General features: G+C 60.2%; 16 protein-coding genes and 1 riboswitch. Of the genes, 6 read left to right on the top strand and 10 right to left on the bottom strand.

Annotated features, from left to right (window positions below; translation table 11 throughout):
- Positions 1-70: 70 nt before the first annotated feature.
- Entirely contained in the window at positions 71-817 is a 747-nt protein-coding gene (locus PSH97_RS02315; RefSeq protein WP_305447944.1) for an RsiV family protein, read from the top strand.
- Here PSH97_RS02315 and cytX read toward each other — a convergent pair.
- Entirely contained in the window at positions 786-2,078 is a 1,293-nt protein-coding gene (gene cytX, locus PSH97_RS02310; protein WP_305447943.1) for a putative hydroxymethylpyrimidine transporter CytX, read from the bottom strand. The two genes, PSH97_RS02315 and cytX, sit on opposite strands and share 32 nt — an antisense overlap.
- A gap of 124 nt (positions 2,079-2,202) precedes the next feature.
- Positions 2,203-4,092: a phosphomethylpyrimidine synthase ThiC gene (gene thiC, locus PSH97_RS02305; RefSeq protein WP_305447942.1), complete on the bottom strand. Its 1,890-nt coding sequence runs from the start codon at positions 4,090-4,092 to the stop codon at positions 2,203-2,205.
- 165 nt (positions 4,093-4,257) lie between these two features.
- Positions 4,258-4,363: riboswitch (TPP riboswitch) on the bottom strand.
- 193 nt (positions 4,364-4,556) lie between these two features.
- Between thiC and PSH97_RS02300 the strand changes: the two genes are divergently transcribed.
- Positions 4,557-5,996, top strand: a complete 1,440-nt coding sequence (locus PSH97_RS02300) for a TolC family outer membrane protein (protein WP_305447941.1) — start codon at positions 4,557-4,559, stop codon at positions 5,994-5,996.
- 108 nt (positions 5,997-6,104) lie between these two features.
- On the opposite strand, the gene waaA is transcribed toward PSH97_RS02300, so the two are convergent.
- The gene (gene waaA, locus PSH97_RS02295; RefSeq protein ID WP_305447940.1) at positions 6,105-7,382 is read right to left on the bottom strand and encodes a lipid IV(A) 3-deoxy-D-manno-octulosonic acid transferase; all 1,278 of its coding nucleotides are present in this window, start codon (positions 7,380-7,382) and stop codon (positions 6,105-6,107) included.
- A 22-nt stretch (positions 7,383-7,404) separates the two neighbouring features.
- On the bottom strand, positions 7,405-8,295 hold the full coding sequence (locus PSH97_RS02290) for a LysR family transcriptional regulator (RefSeq protein ID WP_305447939.1): 891 nt from the start codon (positions 8,293-8,295) through the stop codon (positions 7,405-7,407).
- Positions 8,296-8,398: 103 nt separating this feature from the next.
- Between PSH97_RS02290 and PSH97_RS02285 the strand changes: the two genes are divergently transcribed.
- The 4 genes from PSH97_RS02285 to PSH97_RS02270 all read left to right on the top strand — a co-directional run bounded on the left by PSH97_RS02285 (position 8,399) and on the right by PSH97_RS02270 (position 11,956).
- Entirely contained in the window at positions 8,399-8,731 is a 333-nt protein-coding gene (locus PSH97_RS02285; protein ID WP_305447938.1) for a DMT family transporter, read from the top strand.
- 239 nt (positions 8,732-8,970) lie between these two features.
- On the top strand, positions 8,971-10,146 hold the full coding sequence (locus PSH97_RS02280; RefSeq protein WP_305447937.1) for an NAD(P)/FAD-dependent oxidoreductase: 1,176 nt from the start codon (positions 8,971-8,973) through the stop codon (positions 10,144-10,146).
- Entirely contained in the window at positions 10,143-10,955 is an 813-nt protein-coding gene (locus PSH97_RS02275; protein WP_305447936.1) for an aldo/keto reductase, read from the top strand. The genes PSH97_RS02280 and PSH97_RS02275 overlap by 4 nt, the downstream gene beginning before the upstream one ends.
- 32 nt (positions 10,956-10,987) lie before the next feature.
- Positions 10,988-11,956, top strand: a complete 969-nt coding sequence (locus tag PSH97_RS02270) for a metal ABC transporter ATPase (RefSeq protein WP_305447935.1) — start codon at positions 10,988-10,990, stop codon at positions 11,954-11,956.
- 120 nt (positions 11,957-12,076) lie between these two features.
- Here PSH97_RS02270 and hldE read toward each other — a convergent pair whose 3' ends face one another.
- From hldE to PSH97_RS02240, 6 genes are all read right to left on the bottom strand, one after another.
- The gene (gene hldE / locus PSH97_RS02265) at positions 12,077-13,498 is read right to left on the bottom strand and encodes a bifunctional D-glycero-beta-D-manno-heptose-7-phosphate kinase/D-glycero-beta-D-manno-heptose 1-phosphate adenylyltransferase HldE (RefSeq protein WP_030130457.1); all 1,422 of its coding nucleotides are present in this window, start codon (positions 13,496-13,498) and stop codon (positions 12,077-12,079) included.
- Between the two features lie 76 nt (positions 13,499-13,574).
- On the bottom strand, positions 13,575-14,996 hold the full coding sequence (locus tag PSH97_RS02260) for a PIG-L deacetylase family protein (protein ID WP_305447934.1): 1,422 nt from the start codon (positions 14,994-14,996) through the stop codon (positions 13,575-13,577).
- Between the two features lie 16 nt (positions 14,997-15,012).
- A complete protein-coding gene (locus PSH97_RS02255) occupies positions 15,013-15,909 on the bottom strand; it encodes a GNAT family N-acetyltransferase (RefSeq protein WP_305449738.1) in 897 nt (298 codons plus the stop codon).
- Positions 15,909-17,699, bottom strand: coding sequence for a lipid A export permease/ATP-binding protein MsbA (gene msbA, locus PSH97_RS02250; RefSeq protein ID WP_305423952.1), 1,791 nt, complete (start codon positions 17,697-17,699; stop codon positions 15,909-15,911). The genes PSH97_RS02255 and msbA overlap by 1 nt, the downstream gene beginning before the upstream one ends.
- A 101-nt stretch (positions 17,700-17,800) precedes the next feature.
- Entirely contained in the window at positions 17,801-19,024 is a 1,224-nt protein-coding gene (locus PSH97_RS02245; RefSeq protein ID WP_305447933.1) for an O-antigen ligase family protein, read from the bottom strand.
- The gene (locus PSH97_RS02240) at positions 19,018-20,130 is read right to left on the bottom strand and encodes a capsular polysaccharide export protein, LipB/KpsS family (RefSeq protein WP_305447932.1); all 1,113 of its coding nucleotides are present in this window, start codon (positions 20,128-20,130) and stop codon (positions 19,018-19,020) included. Before PSH97_RS02240 ends, PSH97_RS02245 begins: the two co-directional genes overlap by 7 nt.
- Positions 20,131-20,354: the final 224 nt, after the last annotated feature.

The following is a 20,354-nucleotide window of genomic DNA, read 5'->3' as shown; positions in this document are numbered from 1 at the left end:
CGAACTGACTGCTTCGTTGAGAGTCGAAGCGGGTAACTTTTCGCCTTTCCCTGTTTTATGAAGGACGCCCATGTCGCTTTTTAAAATCGCCTCCGTGGCCGCAATCGCCCTGACCCTGGGCGCCTGCCAGAGTTTGTTCCAGCCCAACTACCGGGCGCCGCTGGAAACTATCCGCGACGCATCGGAACAGTTGAAACCAGGCTGCACGACCCCTGACTGCCCGTTGGTGAACATCGATACCCTGCGTTTCCCGGACGAGCCTGCGCTTGACAGCCTCATCGAAAAACGCCTGCTGCAAATGACCCGCACCTCACCCGAAGCCCCCGTAGCGCCGACGCTGGCGGCCTATCGCGAGCAGTTTTTGAGCAGTGCCGGCCCGCGCTACAGCAGCTACTTGCAAGCCAAGGTACGTGAGCAGCATGACGGCTTGGTGATCGTTGAATTGTCCAGCTATCTGGATACTGGCGGTGCCCATGGCACGCCGGGCCGCGGCTTCATCAACTATTCACGTCAACAGCATAAGGCGCTGACCCTCTCGGACATGTTGATCCCGGGGCAGGAAGAGGCGTTCTGGAAAGCGGCCCAAGTGGCGCACAACAGCTGGCTGATCAGCACCAAGCTCGATCAGGAACCGGAGTTCGTGAAGAGCTGGCCTTTCGTGAAAACCCAAAACGTGGCGCTGACCTACGGCGGGGTGATCCTCAAGTACGAAGTGAGCACCATCGCGCCTTACGCATTGGGCCACGTCGAACTGAAGATCCCCTACCCGCGCCTGAACGGCATTCTCAAGCCCGAGCTGTTTCCCGGCCGTAGCTGAAGGCTCGACCGAGCAGCAATTGCAGCAGCCCTGCCAGTACCAGCGACGGCAGGGTTGCGCCGATGTCCGGATAGAGATTGGCCAGCAAATGATAGGTGCTCACACCGCCCAACCAGGCGAGCAACGCCGGCCAGCGCAATGCGGCTGACGTTACGTGAGCACTGCGCTTGCGCAGGATGAAGTGATCCACCAGCACCACGCCGAACAGCGGCGCAAACACCGAGCCGATCAACAGCAGGAAGTTCTGGTACTGGGCCAATGGCGCCAGACAAGCTATCAGCGTGCAGATCACGCCGATCGCCAAGGCCAGATGCTCGACTTTCAAGCGCAACAGAATCCCGCTGGACACCGCCGCCGAGTGAATATCGGCAAAGGCATTTTCCGACTCGTCCAGCAGAATCAGCAACAACGGAATCCCCAAACCTGCACCGGCCAACGCCAGCAGCAAGGCATTCACTTCACCGCTCGGCGCGAACGCCAGGGTGTAGGCCACGCCCAGACTCATCAACCAAAAGTTACCGATAAAGAAGCCCAGCGCCGTACCGCCGAAGACATTCTTCGCGCGCTTGCCGAACCGCGAGTAGTCGGCAATCAGCGGCAGCCAGGACAGCGGCATGGCAATCGCAATGTCGAAGCCCACGGCAAACGGCATCGAACCATCACCGGCCTGTGCCCACAACGCCGTCAGATCGGCCTTGGCGAACAGGTTCCAGGTCAGCCAAATGCACGCGGCCAGCAACAGCCAGATGCCCCACTTGCGCAGGATTTTGCGCACAAAGGTCAATGGGCCACTGACAGCGAGCAGAGTTGCCAATGCACCGAAGAACAGCGTCCACAACAGAGGACTCGACAGCAGGCCACCTTCGCTAAAGGCACGGGCGCCAAGCAGGCTGGCAGCGTCGCGCATCACAATGATTTCGAATGAACCCCAACCGATCAGTTGCAGCAGGTTTAACACCGCCGGAAGGCTCGCGCCGTGTTTGCCGAGGCTGAGCTTGAGTGCCGTCATCGACGACAGACCGGTATCGCTACCGATCACGCCGACGGCGGCCAGGAGCAGGACGCCGACCAGCGTGCCGAGAAAAATCGCCAGCAACGAGCCGGACAGACCCAGACCGGGTGCGAGCAGCGCGCCGGTCTGCAGCACCATCAGGCCGATGCCGAGGGAGAACCACAGGGAACACAGATCACGGCCGCCGAAGACACGCTTGTCGGTCGGCACCGCGCAATCCGGGGAATAAGTGCTGGGTTGGATGCTCAAGGGGTGTTATCTCAGAGAGGCAGGTGTTGTGATCGTTCCGACGCTCTGCGTAGGAATGCCTCTAGGGACGCGGAGCGTCACGGGCTGCATTCCCACGCGGAGCGTGGGAACGATCAGTACGGGATCAAACCTTCTTGTACAACTGACTGCCTTCCTGCTTGAAGCGCTCAGCCTGTTCCGCCAATCCCTGCGCAACTTCCGCATCGACCGTTTCGATCCGCTGGTTGGCCGCGTATTCGCGGACTTCCTGGGTGATCTTCATCGAGCAGAATTTCGGCCCGCACATGGAGCAGAAGTGCGCGACCTTGGCCGAATCCTTCGGCAGGGTTTCGTCGTGGTACGAGCGCGCGGTGTCCGGGTCCAGACCGAGGTTGAACTGGTCTTCCCAACGGAATTCGAAACGCGCCTTGCTCAAGGCATTGTCGCGAATCTGTGCGCCCGGATGCCCCTTCGCAAGGTCGGCAGCGTGAGCGGCGATCTTGTAGGTGATGATCCCGGTCTTCACGTCATCCTTGTTCGGCAGGCCGAGGTGTTCCTTCGGTGTGACGTAGCAGAGCATGGCGCAACCGAACCAGCCGATCATCGCCGCACCGATACCGGAGGTGATGTGGTCGTAGCCTGGAGCGATGTCGGTGGTCAGTGGGCCGAGGGTGTAGAACGGCGCCTCGTCGCAGCACTCGAGCTGCTTGTCCATGTTCTCTTTGATCAACTGCATCGGCACGTGGCCCGGGCCTTCGATCATGCATTGTACGTCGTGCTTCCAGGCGATCTTGGTCAGTTCGCCGAGGGTTTCCAGCTCACCGAATTGTGCGGCGTCGTTGGCGTCGGCAATCGAGCCCGGACGCAGGCCATCGCCCAGCGAGAAGCTGACGTCGTAGGCCTTCATGATTTCGCAGATGTCTTCGAAATGGGTGTAGAGGAAGTTTTCCTTGTGATGCGCCAGACACCACTTGGCCATGATCGAACCGCCACGGGAGACGATGCCGGTCACGCGCTTGGCGGTCAACGGCACGTAGCGCAGCAACACACCGGCGTGGATGGTGAAGTAGTCGACGCCCTGCTCGGCCTGCTCGATCAGCGTGTCGCGGAACAGCTCCCAGGTCAGGTCTTCAGCGGCGCCGCCGACTTTTTCCAGGGCCTGATAGATCGGCACGGTACCGATCGGCACCGGCGAGTTACGGATGATCCATTCGCGGGTTTCGTGAATGTGCTTGCCGGTGGACAAGTCCATGACCGTGTCCGAACCCCAGCGAATACCCCAGGTCAGTTTCGCCACTTCCTCTTCGATGGACGAACCCAGTGCACTGTTGCCGATGTTGCCGTTGATCTTCACCAGGAAGTTACGGCCGATGATCATCGGTTCCAGTTCGGTGTGGTTGATGTTGGCCGGAATGATCGCGCGACCGCGGGCGATCTCTTCACGGACAAATTCCGGCGTGATGATTTTCGGCACGCTGGCGCCGAAGCTGTAGCCGGCGTGTTGCTGATCCAGCAGGCCGGCAGCACGGGCCACTTCGAGCTTCATGTTTTCGCGGATGGCGACGTATTCCATCTCGGCGGTGATGATGCCTTTGCGGGCATAGTGCATCTGGCTGACGTTGGCACCCGGCTTGGCGCGACGCGGGTTGTTGACGTGGGCGAAACGCAGCTTGGTCAGTTCCGGGTCGGCGAGACGTTCCTGGCCGAAGTTGGAGCTCAAGCCGGGCAGACGTTCGGTGTCGCCACGGGACTCGATCCACGGTGAACGCACGTCGGCCAGGCCTTTGCGCACGTCGATGATGACATTGGGGTCGGTGTACGGGCCCGAGGTGTCATACACCACCACCGGCGCGTTGATTTCGCCGCCGAAATCGGTCGGGGTCACATCAAGGCTGATTTCACGCATTGGCACGAGGATGTCCGGGCGAGTGCCCTGGACATAGATTTTTTGCGAGCGGGTAAACGGCTGAACCGATTGCTGATCGACCTTGGCCGAGTCACTCAGATTGGTTTCGATTTTTGATTTTGTAGTCATCACGGGCTCTCCAGACACACATCCAGGCAGTGGATTTTTGTCGGAGCGAACCTGTAAACGAATGGACGCACGGGCGCTGGGATAACCAGCCGTGCTGTGCTCGGTGCTCGAGGGGTGTTCGATTGTCGAACAACATCCCGGACGAAGCACAAGAGGACTCGCCGGGTGACGAGAAATCTTGTTCCCTACGCAGGCGCTAACCTGATCAGGTTCAACGGGATCCGAAATTATTCGATCTCAGCCTCATAGCAAGGCACCCCGACAAGAACCCGGCCAGTCTAGACACAACCGGCAAAGAACGCCAACTCCGCAGCAAACACCATGATGAATGGCGCAATCGCAGGATTGTTGCCGTGCCTGCGTGCAACTACACTCGCTACGCCGTGCCGCGCCTTGACGCTGCAGGGCGCCGCGCCGTAGCCTTGGCGCTCAAATTATCAGCATAATTTTTTAGGGATGGCCTCATGCTGCGCAAACTCTCACTGGCCCTTGCCGTGTCTTGTGCGTCCAATGGAATGGCCTGGGCAGCTGAAGCGCCCTTATCGACCAAGACTGACCTGGTCAGCGTCTATCAGGAAGCGGTGGACAACAACGCCGACATCGCCGCCGCCCGCGCCCAATACGGTGCCCAGAAGGAAGTCGTGCCCCAGGCTCGCGCCGGACTGTTGCCCAACCTGTCCGCCGGTGCCGATCTGAACAACACCCGCACCTCGCTCGATCAGCCATCGCTGACCTCGACCCGCAGTGGCACGGTGTATCAGGCGACCCTCTCGCAACCGATTTTCCGTGCCGATCGCTGGTTCCAGTTGCAGGCCGCCAAAGACGTCAACGAACAGGCAGCCTTGCAACTCTCGGCCACCGAACAGAACCTGATTCTGCAAAGCGCCGAAAGCTACTTCAACGTGCTGCGCAGCCAGGACACCCTGGCCTCGACCAAAGCCGAAGAAGCGGCGTTCAAGCGTCAACTCGATCAGTCCAACGAGCGCTTCGACGTTGGCCTGTCGGACAAGACCGACGTGTTGCAATCCCAAGCCAGTTACGACACGGCGCGGGCCAACCGGATTCTCGCTCAGCGTCAGGTAGATGATGCGTTCGAAGCGCTGATCACTCTGACCAACCGCCAGTACAACTCGATTCAGGGCATCGTCCACACCTTGCCAATCCTGCCGCCGGCACCGAACGATGCCAAAGCCTGGGTCGACACCGCCGCCAAACAGAACCTGAATTTGCTGGCCAGCAACTACGCGGTGAGCGCCGCCGAGGAGACTCTCAAGCAGCGCAAGGCCGGACACGCGCCCACCCTGGATGCGGTCGCGCAATACCAGAAAGGTGACAACGACGCCCTCGGCTTTACCAACCCGAATCCGAACGGCGTGCGTTACGGCGGCGATGTCGAGCAGCGCACGGTTGGCCTGCAACTGAACATCCCGCTCTACAGTGGCGGCCTGACCAGCTCGCAAGTGCGTGAGTCCTACTCGCGGCTGACTCAGTCCGAGCAGCAACGCGAAGCCCTGCGTCGTCAGGTCGTGGAAAACACCCGCAACCTGCACCGCGCCGTGAACACCGACGTCGAGCAGGTGCAGGCCCGCCGACAGTCGATCATCTCCAACCAGAGCGCGGTGGAAGCGACCGAAATCGGTTATCAGGTGGGGACGCGCAACATCGTCGACGTACTCGATGCCCAGCGTCAGCTGTACACCTCGGTGCGCAACTACAACAACACCCGCTACGACTACATCCTCGACAACCTGCGCTTGAAGCAGGCCGCCGGCACTTTGAACCCGGGGGATTTGCAGGACCTGACGCGTTACCTCAAACCCGACTACAACCCGGACAAGGACTTCCTGCCACCGGATCTGGCCAAGGCTGCGGCGGAGCAATTACGGGCTAATCCTGCTCAATAAAAGCAAAAGATCAAAAGATCGCAGCCTTCGGCAGCTCCTACAGGGTGTACATCAATCCCAATGTAGGAGCTGCCGCAGGCTGCGATCTTTTCATTCAGGCAACTCAGCCTAACGCTCGATCAACCTGCCCAACCCATCCAGCAACCGCTGCAACGCACCTTGATTGGTGCGCATCACTTTCAGTCCCGCCTCTGCCATTCGCTGCGCATCGCTCGGCAATTCGAACAACCGCTGCACCGCCAGCGCCAGACCTTCGGCATCATCGACCTCGGCCAACGCCCCGGCACTGCGCAACTGCGCGGCGATTTCAAGGAAGTTGAACAGGTGCGGCCCACTGAGCACCGGTTTGGCCAGGGCCGCCGGCTCCAGCAGGTTATGACCGCCGTTGGGCACCAGGCTGCCGCCGACAAAAGCGCTGTCGGCCAAGGCGTAGAGAAACAACAACTCGCCCATGGTGTCGCCCAGCAGCACCGAAGTGCTTGCGGTAACCGGCTCGCCTGTCGAACGCCGCACCGTGGCGAAACCCTGCTGTCGGCACAATTCGAACACCGGGTTGAAACGTTCCGGATGGCGGGGCACCAGAATCAGCAAGGCATCGGGATGATTGGCCAGCAGCCGACGATGGGCAGCCAGCACCACTTCGTCTTCACCTTCATGGGTACTCGCGGCGATCCATACCGGGCGATCCTGCGCCTGCCACTGTGCACGCAATTCGCCGGCACGCTGCAGTAGTTGCGGGTCGATGGTCAGGTCGAACTTGATCGAACCAGTCACTTCGACGGTTTCCGGGCGTGCGCCCAAATCCCGGAAGCGCTGCGCCTCGGCTTCGGTCTGCACCGCGAACAGGTTCATCTCGGCAAGCATCGGCTGGGTCAGCTTACTGAAACGGCCATAGCCCCTGGCTGAGCGTTCGGACAGTCGCGCATTGGCCAAGGCCACGGGAATCCCGCGTTTGGCGCATTGGTGGATATGGTTGGGCCAGAGTTCGGTTTCCATGATCACCGCCAGTTTCGGCCGGGCCCGGTCAAGGAATCGCGCCGCGGCGCAGGGCAAGTCATAAGGCAAATAGCAGTGCTGGATGCGCGGCTCGTTGGCGAACAGTGCCTGGATGCGCTCGGACCCGGTCGGGGTCATGCAGGTGACGGTAATGGGCAACTGTGGATAACGTTGCAGCAAGGCGCGAATCATCGGCGCTGCGGCAATGCTTTCACCCACCGACACCGCGTGCACCCAGATACCGCCCGTTTTCATCGCCGGCAACCCGAGGGAGAAACGTTCGCCAATGCGCTTGGCGTACGCCGGCGCCTTGCGCGCCCGCAGCCAAAGCCGAATCGCTACCAATGGCAGCCCCAGATAAAACAGCGCGGTGTAGAGAGTTCTATTCATGGCGGCGGAGTTTATCGGTTTTTTAGCCGATCGCCTGCAAGTGCACGGCAAAACGTTCCGCCAGCCAACGAGCCGCCGGGCCGAGGGGCTCATCGCGACGCCAGACCAGCTCCACAATCAATGCCGGCGGAGTCCATTCGCTGGCCAGTTCGACCATCTGGTCCTGATATGCCGGGTATTGCACCACATGTCGCGGCAACCAGGCCCAGCCGAGACCGCGCATCACCCATTCGGCCATCACGTAGAAACTGTCGGCGCGCCAGACCTGCGGGCTGGCCGGCTCACTGCCGGGATAGACGCTGGACTGCGTGGACATCAGCAACTGTCGATGCTGCGCCAATTGCTGGCAGTCGACCTGCGTCTGCTGCGCCAAGGGATGCCCCGCGCCGCACACCGTGACCATCTCGACGCTGCCCAGCACTCGCCGCTCGAGGGCTTCGGGAATCTGGTCGTGATAAAACAGCAAGCCCAGGTCGGCCCGGCGCTCCACCAATTTGCGCGCGACATCACCTTGGGCAGCGCTGGTCAGCTGCACTTCAAGGCTGGGAAACTTTTCCGCCAGTGCCTCAAAGCTTTCAACCACCGCTTGATAGGGCATCGCCTCGTCCTGAGCCACCCGCAGGCTCGCTTCCTGGCCACGCATCATCGCCAGTGCCCGGCCGTTGAGGCGCTCACATTGGCGCAGCACTTCCCGCGCCTCTTCAAGCAGGGCGGTGCCGGCCTCGGTGAGTTTCGGCTGACGACCACTGCTGCGATCGAACAGGCTGACGCCCAAGTCCTCTTCCAGCAGCGCAATCGAACTGCTGACCGCCGACTGTGCCTTGCGCTGATCCCGCGCCACCGCGGAAAACGAACGTTGTTCCGCGACGCTGACAAACAAGCGCAGCTGTTCCAGATTCCATTGCATGTTCATGGCTCAACCCATCTTCAGAACAGATAGGTAATGACTTTACCGCATCTGGCGAATCTCTAGAATGCCGACCTCAGAAAGCAACACTTCACACGAGGATTGACCCATGACCGCTTACTACTACCTGGCCATCGCCATCTGCGCCGAAGTGATCGCTACTGTTTCGATGAAAGCGGTCAAGGGTTTCAGCACGCCACTGCCGCTGCTGCTGGTCATCGTCGGTTACGGCATTGCGTTCTGGATGTTGACCCTGGTGGTGCGCAGCGTTCCGGTGGGCGTGGCTTACGCGGTATGGGCCGGCATGGGGATCGTGATGGTCAGCATCGCGGCGCTGTTTATCTACGGGCAGAAGCTGGATGTACCGGCGATGCTGGGGATGGCGCTGATTGTGCTGGGTGTGGTGGTTATCCAGCTGTTCTCGAAAACTGCCGGGCATTGAAAGAAAAGATCACAGCCTTCGGCAGCTCGCAGGTAAATCGTGTTGCACGGTTCTCTGTAGCAGTTGCCGAAGGCTGCGTTCGGCGGCGAAGCAGTCGTAAAACCTGACAACACCGCTCCCGAGACAGATCGAAGGCCGAGGACTTCGTCCTCGAACGCAGCCTTCGGCAGCTGCTACAAGGATTGCGTCCGGCATGAATCTGTATACTGCGCCCTCGTCTTGAACACTGAGGTCGCTGCATGCCATCTGTTATTTCCACCGACGTTCTGATTGTCGGCGCTGGTGTCGCCGGCCTCTGGCTGAATGCGCGCCTGCGCCGCCAGGGTTTTTCAACCGTGCTGGTGGAAAGCGCCAGCCTCGGCGGCGGGCAGAGCCTGAAGTCCCAGGGCATCATCCACGGCGGCGCCAAGTACGCGTTGCACGGGGCCCTGACCGGTGCCTCGGAAGCCATCGCCGACATGCCGCGTCGCTGGCGTGAAGCGCTGGCCGGCGACGGCGAACTGGACCTGTCCGGCGTGCACGTGTTGTCCGACGCCCATTACCTCTGGTCCCCCGGCACCCTCGCCGGCAACCTCACCAGTTTTTTCGCCAGCAAAGCCGTGCGCGGGCGGGTCGATCAGGTTAAAGGCGATCAATTGCCGCCGGCGCTGCAAGACAAGCGCTTCAAGGGCAAGGTCTATCGCCTGACAGAACTGGTGGTCGACGTGCCGAGCCTGATCCAGCGCCTGGCCGATCTGGCTGGCGACGGCCTGCTGGCCGGTCAGCACATCGAACCGCTGCTGGAAAACGGCGAACTGGTCGGCTTGAAAGTCGACGAACGCGAGATCCGCGCCCAGCGCATCGTTCTCAGCGCCGGTGCCGGCACCGCCGACCTGCTCACTGCGCTGGGCCTGAGCCAACCGGCCATGCAGCGTCGTCCCCTGCACATGATCATCGTCAAAGGCCCGGGCCTCAAACCGCTTTACGCCCATTGCCTGGGCGGCGGGCCAAAGCCGCGCGTCACCGTGACCACTCACCCGGCCGCCGATGGCCAGTGGGTCTGGTATGTGGGAGGCGACATCGCCGAAGCTGAGGGCGTGGCGCGCGAGCCTGCGGCGCAGATCGCCAGCGCGCAAAAGGAACTCGGCAACCTGCTGCCGTGGATCGACTTGAGCACCGCACAGTGGGCGACCTTGCGGGTCGAACGCGCGGAGCCGCTGCAATCGGGCCTGACTCGTCCGGACAACGCCTTCCTCGCCGAGCAGGATCGCCTGCTGGTGGGGTGGCCGACCAAACTGGCCCTCGCACCGGACTTCGCTGACCGCGTCCTCACCGCACTGCAACGCGACGGCATTCAACCGAGCCATCCCGCGCCGCTGCCGGAACTGCCGAAACCGCCGATGGGCGTCCCTGCCTGGGAGCAACTGCTGCCATGAGCCAACCCACCCTGCACGATCTGCATCGCCCTTTGGGCAGCACCGGCCTGCTGGTATCACCACTGGGCCTGGGCACGGTGAAACTTGGCCGCGATCAAGGGGTGAAATACCCCAATGGTTTCCAGATCCCCGGCGATGACGAAGCGCGCATGCTGCTCAAACTCGCGCGCGACCTGGGCATCAACCTGATCGACACCGCGCCGGCCTATGGCCGCAGCGAAGAACGTCTTGGCCCATTGCTGCGTGGTCAGCGTCAAGACTGGGTGATCGTCAGCAAGGTCGGCGAAGAGTTTACCGACGGCCAGTCACGTCACGACTTCAGCGCCACCCATACTCGCCTGTCGGTGGAACGCAGCCTGCAACGTCTGGAGACGGATGTTATCGATCTGGTGCTGGTGCATTCCGACGGCAATGACCTGGCGATCCTCAATGACAGCGAGGTCTATGCGACCCTCGCCGTGCTCAAGCGCGAAGGCAAGATTCGCGGTTTCGGTTTTTCCGGCAAAACCGTCGAAGGCGGCTTGAAGGCTCTGGAACAAGGTGATTGCGCGATGGTCACCTACAATCTGAACGAACAGAACGAGAAGCCGGTCATTGACTATGCTGCTGCTCATGGCAAAGCGATCCTGGTCAAAAAAGCCCTGGCCAGCGGCCACGTCTGCTTGAGCCCGGGCGTGGACCCGGTGCGCGCCAGCTTCGAGTTGTTGTTTGAACACCCGGGTGTGGCCAGTGCTATTGTCGGGACCATCAATCCGCTGCACCTCGCCCACAACGTCGCGACCGTTGCCCAGGTCCTTCGTAGAAACTGATGCCGCCCACGCGGCCTTAAGCAGGAGCCGACATGCCGCGTACGCTGATAAGAAAGAACCCGAGCAACTTCAAGACCCTGCCGTTATTCGTCGAAGCGACACCCGAAGGCCTGAGTTACCAGAGCATCGGGATGCCGCTGAATTTCTCCCAGACCTTGCAACGTCGCCGCCCGGTGACGGTACCCGACAGCGAGCGGTTTGCCCTGGAGCTGGCGAATCTTGGGGTTTCGGTGCGCCTGACCCTGCATTGGCAGAATCGCGATTACTGGGTGTTGGTGCGTCAGCGTCGGCAGGACCGCGGCGATGTGGTGCTGAAGCTGATCTCCGGTTATGTGCCGGCCCATGAGCTGAACCTGCCGCTGCACACGGCGACCCAGGAAATTGCCGAAGAGTGCCTGCTGGAAACCCCGGAAGGTTGGCTCAGCGGGCGTTTCAATGACACCTGGCTACCGGCGCCCTACTCGGCCGCCTTGCATTACCGCGAAGCCCTGCCGTTTCGCCTGACGCCGCTGTCCGGCTCGGCGCGGCCGGTGCGTTGCGCCAACATGCCGCTGCTCGAGCGCCCGCGGGCTTATGTGCATCTGCCGACTGCGTCGTTGCAATTGATCTATGATTTGCGCCTGGACGTGCCCAAGGAAGCCAAGTCCTTGAGCCTTTTCCATGTTGACGAACGGCTGGAGGGCGATCAACTGGTGGCCCGGCTTGATCGCAAACGTCCCGATTTGTATCTGATGCCACTGCAGGACGGCCAGCCGCTGGCCGAGCTCTATACCCTGAAAAAGGATCAGCTGTACCCGGCGAGTACCCGCGGGCTATATCTGGCGGAGAGTTTTGCCCGGCAGGAAGGGTGGCTGGTGAAGGATGAGCGGATTCGCTGGAAGGACTGGGTGCGGCAACAGGGTTTGAGCCCGCCGGGGAAGGATTCCGGTTTGGCCCGTTTGCATGGAAAAGCAAAGCAACTGCTGAAAAGAATCGTGCCGCGCAAGGCCGCACGCCCCTGATCATTCCACGCCCTGCGTGGGAATGCAGCCCGAGACGCTCCGCGTCTCAAAGCGGACTCAGAGCGTCCAAAGAGGCATTCCCACGCAGAGCGTGGGAATGATCAAGCACTCTCACGGCTATCAGTGATTGCGGATCTTCTCGACAATCGCCGTGGTCGAGCTGTTTTCCACCAGCCCCAGCACTTTCACGGTCCCGCCGTAAGCAGTGACGATGTCCGCGCCAACCACCTGGTCGATCCCGTAATCGCCGCCCTTGACCAACACATCCGGCTTGACCTCGCGCAGCAGGTTTTCCGGGGTGCCTTCAGCGAAACTAATCACCCAGTCCACGGCGCCCAGACCGGCCAGTACCGCCATGCGACGGTCGACGCTGTTGATCGGACGACCCGGCCCTTTCAAGCGGCTCACCGATGCATCGTCATTGACCGCCACGATCAGTCGATCGCCTTGGGCACGCGCCTGTTCGAGGTAGGTCACATGGCCGGCATGCAGGATGTCGAAACAGCCGTTGGTGAATACAATCTTCTCGTTGTGCGCACGTGCGTCGTCGACCGCCAGCAACAGCTGCTCCAGCCCCAACACACCACGCTCGGAACCTTCTTCACGCTGAATCGCGCGACGCAGCTCCGGCGCGCTGATTGCCGCCGTACCGAGCTTGCCGACCACGATGCCCGCCGCCAGGTTGGCCAGGGCCACCGCGTGGGGCAGTTCTTCGCCAGCGGCAATTGCCGCAGCCAGGGTAGAAATCACCGTATCACCGGCACCGGTCACGTCGAACACTTCGCGGGCACGGGCCGGCAGGTGCAGCGCCGGGTGATCCGGTCGCAGCAAGGTCATGCCATGCTCGCCACGGGTCACCAGCAAGGCGCCGAGATCCAGGTCGTGCATCAGTTGCGCGCCCTTGCTCACCAGTTCGTGCTCATCGGCGCAACCGCCGACGATGGTTTCAAACTCGCTGAGGTTGGGGGTGATCAAGCTCGCGCCACGGTAGATCGAGAAATCCTTGCCCTTGGGATCGGCCAGCACCGGAATGCCACGGGCACGGGCGGCCTGGATCAGTACCTGATGGTTTTTCAGCGCGCCTTTGCCGTAGTCGGACAGCACCAACACCTTGATGCCTTCGAGCAATTCGTCGACTTGCTCGCCCAGCGCCAGGGCGTCGGTGGAGAAAGGTTCTTCGAAGTCGATACGCAGCAATTGCTGGTGGCGGCTCATCACCCGCAGCTTGACGATGGTCGGCTGGTGCGCAATGCGCTGGAACAACGCCCGCACGCCAGCGCCCTTTAGGCTATTGACCAGGCTGTCGGCCGCTTCGTCGTCGCCGGTCACGCCGACCAGCGAGGCCGGCGCACCGAGCGCGGCAATGTTCAGGGCAACGTTGGCGGCACCGCCCGGGCGGTCCTCGATTTGCTCGACCTTGACTACCGGTACCGGCGCCTCAGGGGAAATCCGTGAGGTACCACCATGCCAGTAACGGTCGAGCATGACATCACCGACCACCAGGACAGGGGCCTGATCGAATCGTGGCATGGATAACTTCATGGAAACTCCAGGGGCAATAAAAGCGTCGCGGATAATAACATGGCGAAAGAATGCGGCCGCACGCGAGCAAAGAGGCTCAGCGGCGGTCATCCTGTGGAGGGGCATCCAGCGGACGCACCCAGAAAAGTTCGTGTCGGCGCACCGCTTTGCGGAAGAACTCGTCTTCACCTGTGCGGGGCCAGCGACGCCCGGCCAACAATCGCTGAATCACCCGGCGCAGACGTCTTTTGAGCGGTGGACGGCCCTGCAAGTCGTGCTGCATGCCCAAGACCATGGCTTTGTCCATGCGGGTTGGCGCGTCCAGCAACGGGCTCCATAGCCCATCAGCTGGCAACGGTTCGATGGTCGGCGGCAGGGCAATGCCATAATCCGCCGGGCCCATCGGCCAGCGGTCGTTGTCGTGCAGGTGATTGGCATAGAGCAGCAGGGTACGCGGGCGCCAGGTACTGAGTTCAATCGCCTCCAACAAGGCGCGAGTGCTGGCGACATGGTCGCTGTGGGGATCCAGTTCGGGATGAGGCGTCAGCACCGCATCGGGCTGGTGATGCTCAAGCAGACGCGCCAGATCAGCCACCAGGTTGCGCCAATGGGGCTGACCATCGACGTCACCCGGCAGGCTCAGGGCATTGTGCCGACGCACATTGCGTATATCGCTCTCCCCCGACTCCCGGGAGCCGAAGCTTTGCTCCGGCTGCTGCGCCATCGCATCCAGTTGCAAGCAGTAGTAGCCCAATTGCACACACTGCTGTTGCGGCACCCCGCCCCACAGCGGCACTGCCAGGCTGTCCCAACTGCGCAGGCGCCCCTTGAGTCGGGCGGCCTGAGCGGTGTCGAGGCCCATATCGCGATAGTTTTCGGCCTCAATCTCGCCTTGCGTCAGTGTGACGATAGCCACCTCGGACGCCCGACTATAGAGACCAAAAGCTGCCAGTTCGGCATCATCGGCATGGGGGGCGATGATTAGCAGACGCTGCTGGCCAAAATCCGGATTACTCAGGGCGTGTAAAGTCGCCTGTGGCACCAGGCTGCAAAAGCGTCCACGTAATGTCAGGGTCCCGGCTGCCAGCGCCGAGCCTTGCCCTGACAGATTGAGAAAACGCTCTCCCGCAACACCGCGCTCCAGATCTTGACGGTCGTCACCGATCCATACCTGGGGGTCAAGAAAGCGACCCAGCCAATGGCTCTTGACCCGCACCTGCAAAACCAGGGTTTGTGCCAGACCAAAGTCGCCCGTAACCTGCAAGACACCATTGACCAAGGTGGCGGGGAATTGCGGCGTACCCGCCGGGAAGTCATAGCGATAATCGTCGCCCGGGGCATAGAACAGATGGTCGGCGAACCAGGCTTCATGGGTGATCCAGCCCAGCAGCAGGAACAGCGGCAACGGCCACCACGCGACAAAAATGCCAAATAGTAATGCAGCCAACAACGCCCCGATCAGCACCACGCGTTTGCGCTGGCGATGGCGTTTAAGCAATTGTTGTTTGCGTGCGCTCATGACTGCCTGTCCTCGCTCAAACCCGGTAGACCGGAACCCGGTGACACCAGCGATCCTTGTATTCGCGATCGGCGCGGCCGAACGAGTAACGCAGCGGCTTGCCCACAGCTCGGGCCTGCTCCCACGCGGCTTGGGTGTTGACGAAACTGAGGACACTGCCGGGGCTGAACTCGCGGTTCTGCGGATCGACACCGCCGTTAATGTATTCCAGGCTGACCCACTTGGGTGCCTCGACCCGGTACAGAATCTGGATCGCCACCGGCTCGTCGTTCAGGTAAATCAAGGACCCGGTCATGAACTCACGCAACAGGCTGAACACTTCAGAAAGACGCGCCTTGCCCGGTGCTTCAAAGTTCCAGCGGCGCTGGAACAGGTCGGCATAGATGGTCGCCTGTTCGCTGGCGCTCAGCTCCAGCATCGGTCGGATGATGCCACCCGCCTCTTCAAGCAAACGCTGGTCACGACGCTGGTTGTAGCGAAACTTCTTGCTGTAGTCCTCTGGTTCACGAGCCAGCGCCAGGCCTTCAGGTTGCTCAGCGAGACCGGTGATGTTTGGGGCATTGAGTTCGGACACATAACGCGCGTGATGCCGCAGACGAACCTGAGCATCTTCGGCAACCGGCAGGATGATCTCGGCATTGCCGAGATCGAGCAGGCCACGTTTGCCTTCACGCTTGAGCACGTCCTTGGACAAGGCCACATGACGGCCCCAGGTCGGCATCGCGGCGCACAATTCACCGTCGACGAACCAGCCCAGATAACGCACCGGGATGCCTACCAGCCCAGCCAGGCGCTCAACGACTTCGGGATGAGTCGCCACGCTGCCGCCAAACTGTTGCCAGGCCTGGGTATAAACCGTTGCATCAATGGGTACCCAGCCGCTTTCTCTCCAGGCCCGCCAGTAACTCAAAATCAAACGTGGGACTCCGTCATCGCCTCGTCGGTGCTTTCGACGAAATCCTTCTCGTGCAGGCGTGCGTAGAGACCGTTCAACGCCAACAACTCGGCGTGGGTGCCGCGTTCGACGATACGGCCCTGGTCCATCAACAGGATCAGGTCAGCCTTCTCAATGGTCGACAAGCGGTGAGCGATCACCAGCGTGGTACGGCCCTTCATCACTTGTTCCAGTGCTGCCTGGATGTGACGCTCGGACTCGGTGTCGAGGGCCGAGGTAGCCTCATCGAGGATCAGCAATGGCGCATTCTTGAGCAGTGCCCGGGCAATCGCCAGACGCTGGCGCTGACCACCGGAAAGCAGCACGCCATTTTCGCCCACCAGGGTGTCGTAGCCTTGAGGCATTTGCTCGATGAACTCGGCGGCGTAGGCATCTTCGGCAGCCTTGCGCACGTCTTCGAACGGTGCGCCGGCGAGGTCGCCGTAGGCGATGTTGTTGGTGACGCTGTCGTTGAACAGGGTGACCTGCTGGGTCACCAGGGCAATGTGACGACGCAGGTTGGTCAGCTTGTATTCCTCGACATCCATTCCGTCGAGCAGGATCTGGCCCTTGTCGTGGTGATAGAAACGCGGAATCAGGTTGGCCAAGGTCGACTTGCCGCTGCCTGAACGCCCCACCAGAGCGACCATCTGGCCCTCTTCGGCGGTAAAGGAAATATCGTTGAGCACAAGTTTCTCGGTGCCCGGGTACTGGAAGCTCAGGTTACGCACTTCCAGGCGACCGCTGACGCGCACCATTTCCTTGGTGCCCGTATCGACTTCCGGTTCTTCGTCGAGCTGCTCGAAGATGCTCTCCGCACCGGCCAGCCCTTTCTGGATCGTGGCGCTGACTTCCGACAACTGACGAATCGGCTTGGGTAACAAACCGGCGGCGGTAATGTAGGCAACCAGTTCGCCAGCAGAGGCATCGCCGCGAAGGTAAAGCACCAGATACATCAACACCGCCATGCCGATGTAAATCACCAGTTGCAGCATCGGGGTGTAGATCGACTGGGTGCGGGTCATGCCCAGGCTGCGGTTCATGTTGTCGGCACTGGCCTTGTGGAACCGATCGATTTCGTAAGTCTCACCGCCAAAGCTACGAACCACGCGATAGCCCTGGATAGTCTCCGAAGCCACATGGGTCACATCGCCCATCGCCACCTGGATTTTCTTGCTTTGCTTGCGAAATTTTTTGCTGGCGCTACTCACCAGAATCGCGATGACCGGCAGGATCGCCAGCAATACCAAGGTCATTTTCCAGTTGCTGTACAGCAGGTAACCGAACAGGAACACCACCGTCAGGCCTTCACGGATCACTACTTTGATCGCATCAGTGGCAGCACCGGTGACCATTGTCACGTTATAGGTGATACGGGAAATCAGGTGACCGGAGTTATGGTTGTCGAAGTAGCGGTTAGGCAAGGTCAACAGGTTGTCGAACAAGGCACAACGCAGGTCGTGGACCACACCACGGGCAACCTTGGCCAGGTAATAGTTACCCAGAAATGAGCCGATGCCCTGGTAGACGGCAATCAGCACAATCAACAACGGTACGCCGAGTACCAGCGAGACCCCCAGAAACTTGGTGTCATCGGGTTTCTGCAAGGCGTCGAGAAAATGCTTGAGCATGTCCGCCAGCATCGGCTGGCTGGATGCGAATAGCACGAAGCCGATAATACTGATGGCGAAAGCGCCCCAGTACGGGAGCACGTATTTCAGCAACCGCAGGTAAATCTTCATGCTTGATTGCTGGTCGGAATTGGCCATTCGGCGCGCCTCGTACGTTTGAAAAAGACAGACAACCTGTGGATTGTAACAGCGAACGAATTACAACATCGGCTCAGCCAGGACCAGGTGTCGAAAACGCTTTAGCACTTCGCTACCGGACCAGGAACATCAGGGGTTGAAACACTCCAGACGGAACCTTTGGTTTCATTGCTCCCACGAGTGGCCAACACGATACTCAAGGCAATCGGCAACCAGGTGATCAACCAGTCCGCATTGGGCTTGAGCCAGAGACCAATGCCATCGGTCATCAATGACGCCCCGGAAAACACCCAGAGTGCCAGCAACACCTGCCCCAGTGGCTGCGCGCGCGAAACCCAGCCACGCCAGCCAACCGCCAGCCACAGCCAGCCGAATAGCAGGAGCCCAGGTACACCGAGACGCACACCGATATCCAGGAACAGGTTATGGGGATGTTTGAATGCCTGTCCGATTTCAGGGACAGGAATCAGGTACTCATGGAATCCCAATCCCATCCCCCAATGATCCAGCATCAATTGAACGCCGCCGCTCCATAGCTCAGGGCGGAAAGAAACGCCGCGTTGCAAGAGAATTTCCGGCTTGAATACAGCAATGGATGCCAACCCCAGGACCACCAGAATGATCAGCCCGCCTCCCAGGCGCGACGGTCGCGCCACTCCCATCACGAATAGACAGGCCAACAAGCCGATCCACACACCGCGTGTTTGGCTAAAGCCCAGGAATAGCGCATATCCCAGCGCCGGAATCAGCAGCAACACCAGCGCCCAGGGGTTGAAGCGCTTGGTCTGCAACGTGAAGACGCCAAGAATCAGCAAGCCCCCCACCGCATGCGCGGCCATGATTGCAGTGTCCCACAGGCCAATGGCAATCAGCCTGTCGCTGAAAGGTTGAGCGGACACGTCATAAAAGTAGACCCAGGAAGCTGCAGCAAAAAAACCGCCAATAATCGATGCGTACAACAACATGGACTCGAACCGCCACTTGCGGTTCTGTGCAGCCAGTAGCACGCCTAACAGGGTAAGGGCCACATAGAGCGTCACCTTGCTTTTGCCAAAGATGTTATTACCGCCCTCAACCATCAGCACCAATAACGTCCAGGCCGCGAAGATAGCAAAGAGGATGCACTCCGGTTGTTTGAGCATCGCGCGAAAATCCCGGTGGAACAGCGCCAACAAGGCAGGCAGCCACAGCAGGAAAATCATCATTTGGTGATAAAGCTTATTGTCCGGCAGTACCCACGCCCCACACAGCAGCACAAGAAAACCGATAGACGCCCACATTTCCAGGACATCCTTACCGATAATTTTCTTCATTCCCGTCAGCATTCGGCTTTACCCAACATTCGATTGGCGACCCGCTGCAACTGGGCCTTGTCGGCGTTCTTCCAGCCACCCTTGATACAGTAGTGTTCAGAGAGGTAATGGAGAAAGTTACGCCTCAACCGCTCATCGAGTGGCCATTGCGGGAATGCGCGCGCCAGTTCCACCACCTGCTCGGCGTTATCGGCATGCATTACTAGCCCTTCGATATTGAAAAACGCCTGACCCAGGGTGAGCACGGGCTTACCCAAAAGCAGGCTTTCCAGGCCAACCGTCGAGTTCAGCGTGACCACAAACTGACTGGACTCGATCAACTGCTGAGTGGCGTTGCCGTTGGCGAACAACAGACGTTCGTGAGTACGCTCATGCAACTCAGGATACGTTTCGCGACTGGATGGATGCTCCTTGAACACCACTGTCAATCCAGTCTCTTTGGCCAAGCGCTCGCCCAATGCGAACATCTCGCGCATGTTCTTGATCCAGGGAGAAAACAGCCGAACCTGACTATCGCGGTCGTCCTGGAACGGAATAAAGACGAACTGCTCCGGCAGCACAATCGGTGCCGGGCCACTGGTACGAGGCTGGCGTGGAATCAGCACGGGCACTGCCTGATTTTCAGGCACGGGATAGGGATAGTTGAGGTAAAAACCGGCATCACGCGGAACGGCGTTCAGGTAGTTCACGCCCTGCGGATCAACGGTTGTGGTGTCGGGCAACAAGCCGTTCTCGAAGAAGAAAGTCTTACAACCCGGCGGCGCCAAGGCCTTCAGCAACCGGCAGTAGCGGTGGGAACCATTCCAGAACACCAGCACATCGGGGCGCTCGCGATCAAGCAAGGCCTGGGCACGCAGCGCCATCCAAATCAGCTCAAGACGTAACAACAGACGATACAAGCGACCATCGTTTTTTTTCTTGACGCGCCGCTCCTCGCATTTTTCTTCGATCAGGCTCGGCCAGTCGATTCGCGAAAGCACTCTGGAAGTCTGCAACAACCTTGGCCAAGGCATCTGTGGAGGGGGAACGACTTTACCTTGCAGCTCGGTCTCATTGAGTAACCGATTGAAATAGAGGCCTTGATGTTTGGCCAATGAAATGAACAGCATTGTCGTCATAGGGTGTCCAAAAAATAGGCCGCATCCACCCGCCAAAGCGCAATATAACCACGTGCGACAAGTCCGCAGACATCAACACTCTGTTATTCGCCCGTCCGCGTATAGAAGTATAAAACCAGAAATCAGAAGCAAGCACTCTGTGGTATTGCGCCAGGCAACCCCGTGAACGGGCAACTGCCTCTTAAAAAGTGCGGCGATTGTACCACAGCGGTTTTTTGCAGCAT

Origin of the sequence: Pseudomonas cucumis, from assembly GCF_030687935.1 — a bacterium.
Lineage (GTDB): Bacteria > Pseudomonadota > Gammaproteobacteria > Pseudomonadales > Pseudomonadaceae > Aquipseudomonas > Aquipseudomonas cucumis.
The sequence above is the reverse complement of the archived record's forward strand: the minus strand, read 5'-3'. Positions and strand labels throughout refer to the sequence as shown.

What these genes read in the sequence shown, in the direction of transcription:
- hldE (WP_030130457.1), bottom strand. Translation starts at nt 13,498, where the DNA reads ATGAAGTTATCCATGCCACGATTCGATCAGGCCCCTGTCCTGGTGGTC.
- PSH97_RS02240 (WP_305447932.1), bottom strand. Translation starts at nt 20,130, where the DNA reads ATGACGACAATGCTGTTCATTTCATTGGCCAAACATCAAGGCCTCTAT.
- PSH97_RS02280 (WP_305447937.1), top strand. Translation starts at nt 8,971, where the DNA reads ATGCCATCTGTTATTTCCACCGACGTTCTGATTGTCGGCGCTGGTGTC.
- PSH97_RS02245 (WP_305447933.1), bottom strand. Translation starts at nt 19,024, where the DNA reads ATGCTGACGGGAATGAAGAAAATTATCGGTAAGGATGTCCTGGAAATG.
- PSH97_RS02260 (WP_305447934.1), bottom strand. Translation starts at nt 14,996, where the DNA reads ATGAGCGCACGCAAACAACAATTGCTTAAACGCCATCGCCAGCGCAAA.
- PSH97_RS02300 (WP_305447941.1), top strand. Translation starts at nt 4,557, where the DNA reads ATGCTGCGCAAACTCTCACTGGCCCTTGCCGTGTCTTGTGCGTCCAAT.
- PSH97_RS02270 (WP_305447935.1), top strand. Translation starts at nt 10,988, where the DNA reads ATGCCGCGTACGCTGATAAGAAAGAACCCGAGCAACTTCAAGACCCTG.
- msbA (WP_305423952.1), bottom strand. Translation starts at nt 17,699, where the DNA reads ATGGCCAATTCCGACCAGCAATCAAGCATGAAGATTTACCTGCGGTTG.
- PSH97_RS02275 (WP_305447936.1), top strand. Translation starts at nt 10,143, where the DNA reads ATGAGCCAACCCACCCTGCACGATCTGCATCGCCCTTTGGGCAGCACC.
- PSH97_RS02290 (WP_305447939.1), bottom strand. Translation starts at nt 8,295, where the DNA reads ATGAACATGCAATGGAATCTGGAACAGCTGCGCTTGTTTGTCAGCGTC.
- thiC (WP_305447942.1), bottom strand. Translation starts at nt 4,092, where the DNA reads ATGACTACAAAATCAAAAATCGAAACCAATCTGAGTGACTCGGCCAAG.
- PSH97_RS02285 (WP_305447938.1), top strand. Translation starts at nt 8,399, where the DNA reads ATGACCGCTTACTACTACCTGGCCATCGCCATCTGCGCCGAAGTGATC.
- waaA (WP_305447940.1), bottom strand. Translation starts at nt 7,382, where the DNA reads ATGAATAGAACTCTCTACACCGCGCTGTTTTATCTGGGGCTGCCATTG.
- PSH97_RS02315 (WP_305447944.1), top strand. Translation starts at nt 71, where the DNA reads ATGTCGCTTTTTAAAATCGCCTCCGTGGCCGCAATCGCCCTGACCCTG.